This is a genomic window from Streptomyces sp. NPDC051286 (assembly GCF_044455345.1).
Taxonomy (GTDB): Bacteria; Actinomycetota; Actinomycetes; order Streptomycetales; family Streptomycetaceae; genus Streptomyces.
This window is the reverse complement of record NZ_JBITER010000109.1, coordinates 1-6,837: the sequence shown is the minus strand read 5'-3', so window position 1 is coordinate 6,837 and position 6,837 is coordinate 1. Positions and strand designations below refer to the sequence as shown.

General features: G+C 67.6%; 3 protein-coding genes and 5 pseudogenes. 4 read left to right on the top strand and 4 right to left on the bottom strand.

The features are described 5' to 3' along the window. Positions 1-179: 179 nt before the first annotated feature. Positions 180-743: pseudogene (locus ACIBB8_RS37240) on the bottom strand (transposase); the annotation flags it as partial. A gap of 49 nt (positions 744-792) precedes the next feature. On the opposite strand from ACIBB8_RS37240, the gene ACIBB8_RS37235 reads away from it, so the two are divergent. Next, positions 793-1,131: a hypothetical protein gene (locus ACIBB8_RS37235; protein WP_398959770.1), complete on the top strand. Its 339-nt coding sequence runs from the start codon at positions 793-795 to the stop codon at positions 1,129-1,131. Between the two features lie 202 nt (positions 1,132-1,333). Here the strand turns inward: ACIBB8_RS37235 and ACIBB8_RS37230 are convergent. Then, a pseudogene (locus ACIBB8_RS37230) lies at positions 1,334-1,526 on the bottom strand (IS6 family transposase); the annotation flags it as partial. 67 nt (positions 1,527-1,593) lie between these two features. On the opposite strand from ACIBB8_RS37230, the pseudogene ACIBB8_RS37225 reads away from it, so the two are divergent. Next, positions 1,594-2,311: pseudogene (locus ACIBB8_RS37225) on the top strand (IS6 family transposase). A 76-nt stretch (positions 2,312-2,387) separates the two neighbouring features. Next, positions 2,388-2,750 (top strand): annotated as a pseudogene (locus ACIBB8_RS37220) (LysR substrate-binding domain-containing protein); the annotation flags it as partial. 165 nt (positions 2,751-2,915) lie between these two features. On the opposite strand, the pseudogene ACIBB8_RS37215 reads toward ACIBB8_RS37220, so the two are convergent. Next, a pseudogene (locus ACIBB8_RS37215) lies at positions 2,916-3,011 on the bottom strand (XRE family transcriptional regulator); the annotation flags it as partial. A 385-nt stretch (positions 3,012-3,396) separates the two neighbouring features. Here ACIBB8_RS37215 and ACIBB8_RS37210 point away from each other — a divergent pair. Next, the gene (locus ACIBB8_RS37210; RefSeq protein WP_398959768.1) at positions 3,397-5,655 is read left to right on the top strand and encodes a M4 family metallopeptidase; all 2,259 of its coding nucleotides are present in this window, start codon (positions 3,397-3,399) and stop codon (positions 5,653-5,655) included. A gap of 357 nt (positions 5,656-6,012) precedes the next feature. Here the strand turns inward: ACIBB8_RS37210 and ACIBB8_RS37205 are convergent, their stop codons facing one another. Further along, positions 6,013-6,561 carry a hypothetical protein gene (locus ACIBB8_RS37205; protein WP_398959766.1) on the bottom strand — a complete coding sequence of 183 codons (549 nt, stop codon included), beginning with the start codon at positions 6,559-6,561 and terminating at the stop codon, positions 6,013-6,015. Positions 6,562-6,837: the final 276 nt, after the last annotated feature.

Below are 6,837 nucleotides of genomic sequence, written 5' to 3'. Positions count from 1 at the left end.
ATCGCCCTCGCCATGCTCACCCTCGGCGGACACCGCCCCCACCTACCAAGCCGTCAAACCGCATAACCCCGCCCACGGAAGCGACCGAAGAGCCGAAAAAAGCCTCCCCGGCGGATCGGAATCCGTACCGAGAAGGCTTACGTGACGACCAGCATTCTAGCAGGGCTTCCACCAGCAGGTCATCGGATACGGGGGCTTCGAGGGCGGGTATCCCAGCGGTAGAGGGACCAGGCACGTCGGATGAGGCAGCGGATGGTGATGATGGCGCTGGCCAGGGCGATGAAGAACTCGACCGGAGCTTTTCGTCGCTCGGTGCAACGGCGGAGCTTGCCGAAGTTGTTCATCCACGAGTTCGTGCGTTCAACCACCCAGCGCCCGCCGGCCTGGATGGGAGTCTTCGCGCCGCGCTTGGCGATCTGCCCAGTGATCCCTCTCGCCGGCAGGTCCTGGTGGACCATGCTGTAGTCGTAGCCTGCGTCCAGGATCAGCCGCGGGCTAGCGGGTAGCGGCCCCAGGGATGCTTGAAGGTCGACGAAGCGGTCGAGGGTAGCGGGTAGCAGAGCGTGGTCGCGGGTGTTGGCCGGCGCGGGATGGGTAACCAGAGGAATTCCCTGTCCATCAGTCAACTGTGAACGTGTGATGCCTTGTTTGGCTCGGTCGACGGGGCTCTTGCCCGCGCACTCGCCGAGATCGTCGGCCGCGGCGGTGGCGGTCGCGAGGGTGATGCGGACGTGGTCGAGTTCCCGCGTAAAGATCGTCAATTTGTTCTATCTCCATGGAATGATCACCGGCATGGAGATCCTTCGGTATGTGTTCCTCGTCTTCCACCTCTTCGGGTTCGCCGCGATCCTGGGTGGCCTCTTCTTCCAACTGCGGGGGAAGGACCCGGTGACTGGCAGTTACATGGTGAGCAGCACGGTCGTCCAGCTGGTCACCGGTGCGGGACTCATCTGGACCCGAATATCGCTGGATCTGCCAGTGGATCACGCGAAGATGGGGGTGAAACTGGCCTTGGACGTCCTGGTGGCGGTGACAGCGCTGGTGGGCATGCGCAACAAGCAACCGTGGGCCTTCTATGCCGTGGGAGCGTTCACAGCGGCGGCAGCCGTCGTGGCCGTCGCCTGGCAGTAACCTTCAGGCGATATTGAGCCGAAACGATTTGGTTTCCTACTGGATTGTGTAGCGGACGTGGCGGGCGTGGAAGTAGCCGCGGACGATGTGGGGGCTGGCGCTGGCGGCGGTGGAGGAAGCGGCGGGCCGTTGTCACGTTGTTGGGTGTGTGGGTGTCTGACGATGTGTTGAGGTGTGGTGGGGCCGGGTTCCGGGCCGGTGTTCAGACCACGGTGGGCAGGCCGGTGACGCCGGTGATCTGCTCCCGGATGGTGAAGCGGACGGTCATTTCGGCGCGGTGTTGGGTGCCGGTCATCAGGTGGCGGCGGGGGCCGGAAGTGGGGTGAGATGCCGGTGAACGCGGACAGGAACCGCTGCGCGGCGCCCACGCTGCGGAAGCCTTTCATCGGGCGTTCGGGCGCTGTCACGTTGGCTGACGGGGTGAGATGATCTTCGGGTTGATCATGGTGGAGGGGGTTGTTCGTGGGGGACGGGTCGCCGTCGTACAAGGGGCACCGGTACCCGGTCGAGGTGATCTCCCACTGCGTGTGGCTGTACTTCCGGTTCCCGCTGTCATTGCGTGAGGTGGAGGAGCTGATGCTGCAGCGCGGCGTCGTCGTCTCGTACGAGACGGTCCGCCGCTGGTGTGCCAAGTTCGGGCAGAGCTACGCCAGCGCGCTGCGCCGCAGGCAGCCCCGTCCCTGTGACACATGGCATCTGGACGAGGTCTTCGTCAGGATCAACGGAGAGCAGAAGTACCTGTGGCGGGCCGTCGACCAGGACGGAACGGTACTGGACATCCTCGTGCAGAACTGCCGGGACACCGCCGCGGCCAGGCGGTTCTTCCGCCGCCTGAAGAAGACCCGTACGGTGCCCCGGGTGGTCGTCACCGACAAGCTGCGCTCCTACGGCGCCGCTCACCGCGAGGTCATGCCCTCGGTGGAGCACCGATCCCACAAGGGTCTGAACAACCGGGCGGAGAACAGCTATCAGCCCACCCGGCAACGCGAACGCGCGGATGAAGGGCTTCCGCTCCGTCGGCGGGACGCAGCGGTTCCTGTCGGCGTTCAGCGGCATCTCACCTCATTTCCGGCCCCGCCGCCACCTGATGACCGCATACGACTACCGGGCCGAGATGACCATCCGCTTCGCCATCTGGGACCACATCACCGGCGCCACCGGCCTGCCCACCGCGGTCTGAACACCGGCCCGGAACCCGGCCCCCGCCACGCCCCGACACACAGGCAGACACGTACTCACTCAACAACGTGACAGCGCCCCTACCGGTCCGCGCCCTCAAGGACGGGCAACTCGCCCTTCTCAGCGGAGACTTCGCCACCCGAAGCCACAACGACACCTACTTCACCCGCGACCGGACTGCCCCCCGCGTCACGATCGAGGCCAACTCCATCCAGGCCCTCACCGAAATCGTCCAGCGCACTCCGCTCGCCACCGTCCTGCCTGACGCCATCACTCACGACCACCCCCACCTCACCCCCGTCCCCCTCGACCCGCCCCTGCCCACCCGCACCGTCACCCTCCTGCACCGCGAGGGCGCCTACCAAAGCGCCGCCACCCGCGCCTTCACCGAGCTCACCCACGACCTCGTCCGCACCCGTGGCTACGCCCCGCCCCTGTGAACCGCAAGGACCCCGCCCCGGGGCGGGGTCCTTGCGGGAGAAGACCCTGTGGTAGCTGCTGGGCGCGATGCCAGCCGCAGCCGCTGCGGCTGTGATATCGCCGCATGCGGGGACGGTTGACGAGGTCGTGGAGTACTTCGATGAGGCCGTGGAAGGTGTCCTCGCCGGCGGCAGTGCGGCGGTCAGGCGCCGGATCCGGTCTTCGCCGGCCGAGCCGATCGGTGCGGTGCAGCCGATTCGGGCGCGGGCGTCGATGACGAACTCGACGAGACGGCACGGATCCTGACGGACCGGATCCGGAGGCCGGTCGGCGCAGCGCCGACGTGAAGGTGGGCCAGGCGGTGCGGAAGATCCGGCAGTGCCGGAGTACTGCCGCGGCACCACCGTGCGCGACGGCCAGGACCGGAGGAAATCACCCGGGCTGTCGGAATCCGGATGTCAGGAACCCGACACCATCAAGGACGTGACATGTACAGGTTGATAATGGCAGACTCTTCTCCGGCCGCGCGGGGCTGGACGTTCCCCACAGGGATCTCGCACCGCTGCGGTCATGTCCTCCTCACCGCACCACCAGCTCTACTCGGGCAGTACCCCCTGCCCGGGCTGTCACCGGCCGCAACCCCGGTCGCCGCAGAAGGAGTTCCGAGTGAGAACGACCCCCCGCAAAGCTGTTGCCGCGAGCGCGCTCATAGCGGCCGCCGCGATGATCGCCGTTGCGCTCCCCACGCCCGCCACCGCCGGCACCCAGGCCGACGCGCCCAAGGCGAAGGTCCGGGCCGGCGCGCTGCAGGTCCAGCTCAGCGCGAGCGAGCGCGCCACGCTGCTCGCCGACGCGCAGGCCACCGTCGCCGCCACCGCCAAGACCTTGGGCCTGGGCGGCCAGGAACAACTGCTGGTGAAGTCCGTCCTGAAGGACGCCGACGGCACAGTGCACACCCGCTACGAGCGGACCTTCGCGGGCCTGCCGGTCCTCGGCGGCGACCTCGTCGTCCACGCGGCGGCGAACGGCGCCGTCAAGAGCGTCAGCAAGGCGACCAAGGCGACGGTGAAGGTCGCATCGACCACCGCCGTGAAGAGCGCCGACTCGGCGAAGACCTTCGCGCTCGACCGCGCCAAGGCCAAGGGCGCCACCGCCCCGAAGGCCGGCACCGTCCGCAAGGTCGTCTGGGCCGCCTCCGGCAAGCCCGTGCTGGCCTGGGAGTCCGTGATCGGCGGCGTGCAGCACGACGGCACCCCGTCCGAGCTGCACGTCATCACCGACGCCACCACCGGTGCCAAACTGTTCGAGTACCAGGGCATCGAGACCGGCACCGGCACCGGCCAGTACAACGGGCAGGTCACCCTCGGCACCACGCTGTCGGGCTCGACCTACGAGATGACCGACGGCACCCGCGGCGGCCACAAGACGTACGACCTGAACGGCGGCAGCTCCGGCACTGGCACGCTGTTCACCGACGCGGACGACGTCTGGGGCAACGGCCTGCCGAGCGACCGTCAGACCGCCGGTGTTGACGCCGCGTTCGGCGCCCAGGCCACGTGGGACTACTACAAGAACGTCCACGGCCGCAACGGCATCAGGAACGACGGCGTCGGCGCCTACTCCCGCGTGCACTACGGCAACTCCTACGTCAACGCCTTCTGGTCCGACTCCTGCTTCTGCATGACCTACGGCGACGGCTCCGGCAACACCAAGCCGCTCACCTCCCTCGACGTGGCCGCCCACGAGATGAGCCACGGCGTCACCTCCAACACCGCCGGCCTGATCTACAGCGGCGAGTCCGGCGGCCTCAACGAGGCGACCTCGGACATCATGGCCGCGGCCGTCGAGTTCTACGTGAACTCCGCGACCGACCCGGGTGACTACCTGGTCGGCGAGAAGATCGACATCAACGGCAACGGCACCCCGCTTCGCTACATGGACCAGCCGAGCAAGGACGGCACGTCCAAGGACGCCTGGTACTCCGGCATCGGCAGCATCGACGTCCACTACTCCTCCGGCCCGGCCAACCACTGGTTCTACCTGGCCTCCGAGGGCAGCGGCGCCAAGGTCGTCAACGGCGTGAGCTACAACAGCCCGACCTCCGACGGCCTGCCCGTCACCGCGATCGGCCGCGACGCCGCCGCTAAGATCTGGTACCGCGCACTGTCGACCTACATGACCTCCTCCACCAACTACGCCGCCGCCCGCACCGCCACCCTGCAGGCGGCCGCCGACCTGTACGGGCTCGGCAGCGACACCTACAACAACACCGCCAACGCCTGGGCCGCCATCAACGTCGGCCCCCGCATCGTCCAGGGCGTGACGGTCACCGACCCTGGCCTTCAGACCACGCTGGTCAACAAGTCCGCGAGCCTGCAGATCCAGGCCACCAGCACCAACCCGGGCGCGCTGACCTACACGGCCACCGGCCTGCCGGCCGGCCTGTCGCTCGACGCCTCCACCGGCCTGATCTCCGGCACCCCCACCAAGCTGGGCACCAGCACGGTCACGGTCACAGTCACGGACTCGACCAACGCCTCCTCCACCGCGACGTTCACCTGGAACGTCGTCAGCGTGATCAAGACCTTCGAGAACACCACCGACGTCGCCATCCCCGACGGGGGCGCCGCGGTCTACTCGGACGTCAACGTCACCGGGATCGCCGGCAAGGCACCGAGTGCCCTCAAGGTCGACGTGAACATCAAGCACACCTGGCGCGGTGACCTGGTCATCGACCTGGTGGCCCCTGACGGCACGCTGTACCGCCTGAAGGATTCCAACATCAACGACTCGGCCGACGACGTGCTCGCCACCTACACCGTGAACGCCTCCAAGAAGACCGCCAACGGCACCTGGAGGCTCAAGGTCCAGGACATGTTCCGCGGCGACAGCGGCTTCATCGACAGCTGGAAGCTGAACTTCTGACCTCAATAGCAGCACACTGAGGCGGCGGGACTCCTCCCGCCCGGGCCCGGCCGGCCATGACCCGGCCGGGCCCGCAGATGTGCGCACCCAGCCCCGCGACGCCGCCCCCCATGTGCTGGTCCGTCTCAGACGCGGAACACGGCTGGGTGGCGCTGCGCCGGACTCCACCACCTGCGACCCGAAGCCGCACCTCCTCCCATTTCTTGAGGGGCGCCCGGCGGATAAGGCTCCGGCGCCATGACGACGAGGACCTGGTGCTGACCACGGCCGCGCGCGCCGAGCAGGACAGCACGGTCCTGGGCGCGACCAGCCGCATGTTCGTGGAGATGATGCGCACGCCCGAGGGCCGCACGCTCATCATGGACGTACTGCCGGCAACCTTCCCATGGGTGCGCTACCTGCCTGCCCACGGGCGCGGGCGATGGTGTCGAACACCCACTTGTGAAACACAAGCCGCGGGAAGAACAGGCCTTCGACGTCGAAGTTGAGCGAAAAAGATGGGCTCATTCGCACATCCCGGTGCACGGTGCGGACGCAGACGAAGGTGTCGGGAGAGTGCCAGCCCGATCCGATGGGGCCGATGCGGTTGATCCTCGCGTGGATACGGTTCCCGTGGACCAAAGCGGCACAGCCGTGCTCCCTGGCTTTCGATGCCGGGACGCTGTTGGCCCAGCGGCTGAACTCGTCGAGATACCCGTGCCCGGACAGCTCCCGCAGGCTGATCTTCTCCATCCGCACGTTCTCTGGGCCGTCGAGGAACACCATGAGCTGCGGTACTCCCCTGCGGCGCTGCCAGTGGGCAGGGAGGCCCCGGACGACGCAGTCCAGCACGCGCAGGACGTCCGCGCGCACCGTGGCATCCAGCGACTGGAGTTCTCTCAGCATGTATGCGCCGCCCTCGTTCACCCCACAAGCGTCCACGAGAGGGACCACCGGCTCAACACTTGTGCCGAGGCTCGGTAGTTGTCACCAACGGCCCCGCCTATCCCTTCAGTCGTAGATCAGTACCGTCGCTGTAGTTTGCTCGGCTCTGTTCGGCGGGGGTCGTGGGGTGCCGGGTGCGGCTGAGCGGCTGCGGTTGCGTCGTCGGTGACAGGCGCGGGCGAGGGCCTGGTGGTAGCGGCGCCAGCGTGACCAGTGCAGCCCGTGCAGGATCCGCTCCTTCGGTGCGGGCTGAGGGGC

Bases quoted from the DNA above. Each gene is read 5' to 3' on its own strand.
- ACIBB8_RS37235 (WP_398959770.1), top strand. From the start codon at position 793: ATGGAGATCCTTCGGTATGTGTTCCTCGTCTTCCACCTCTTCGGGTTC.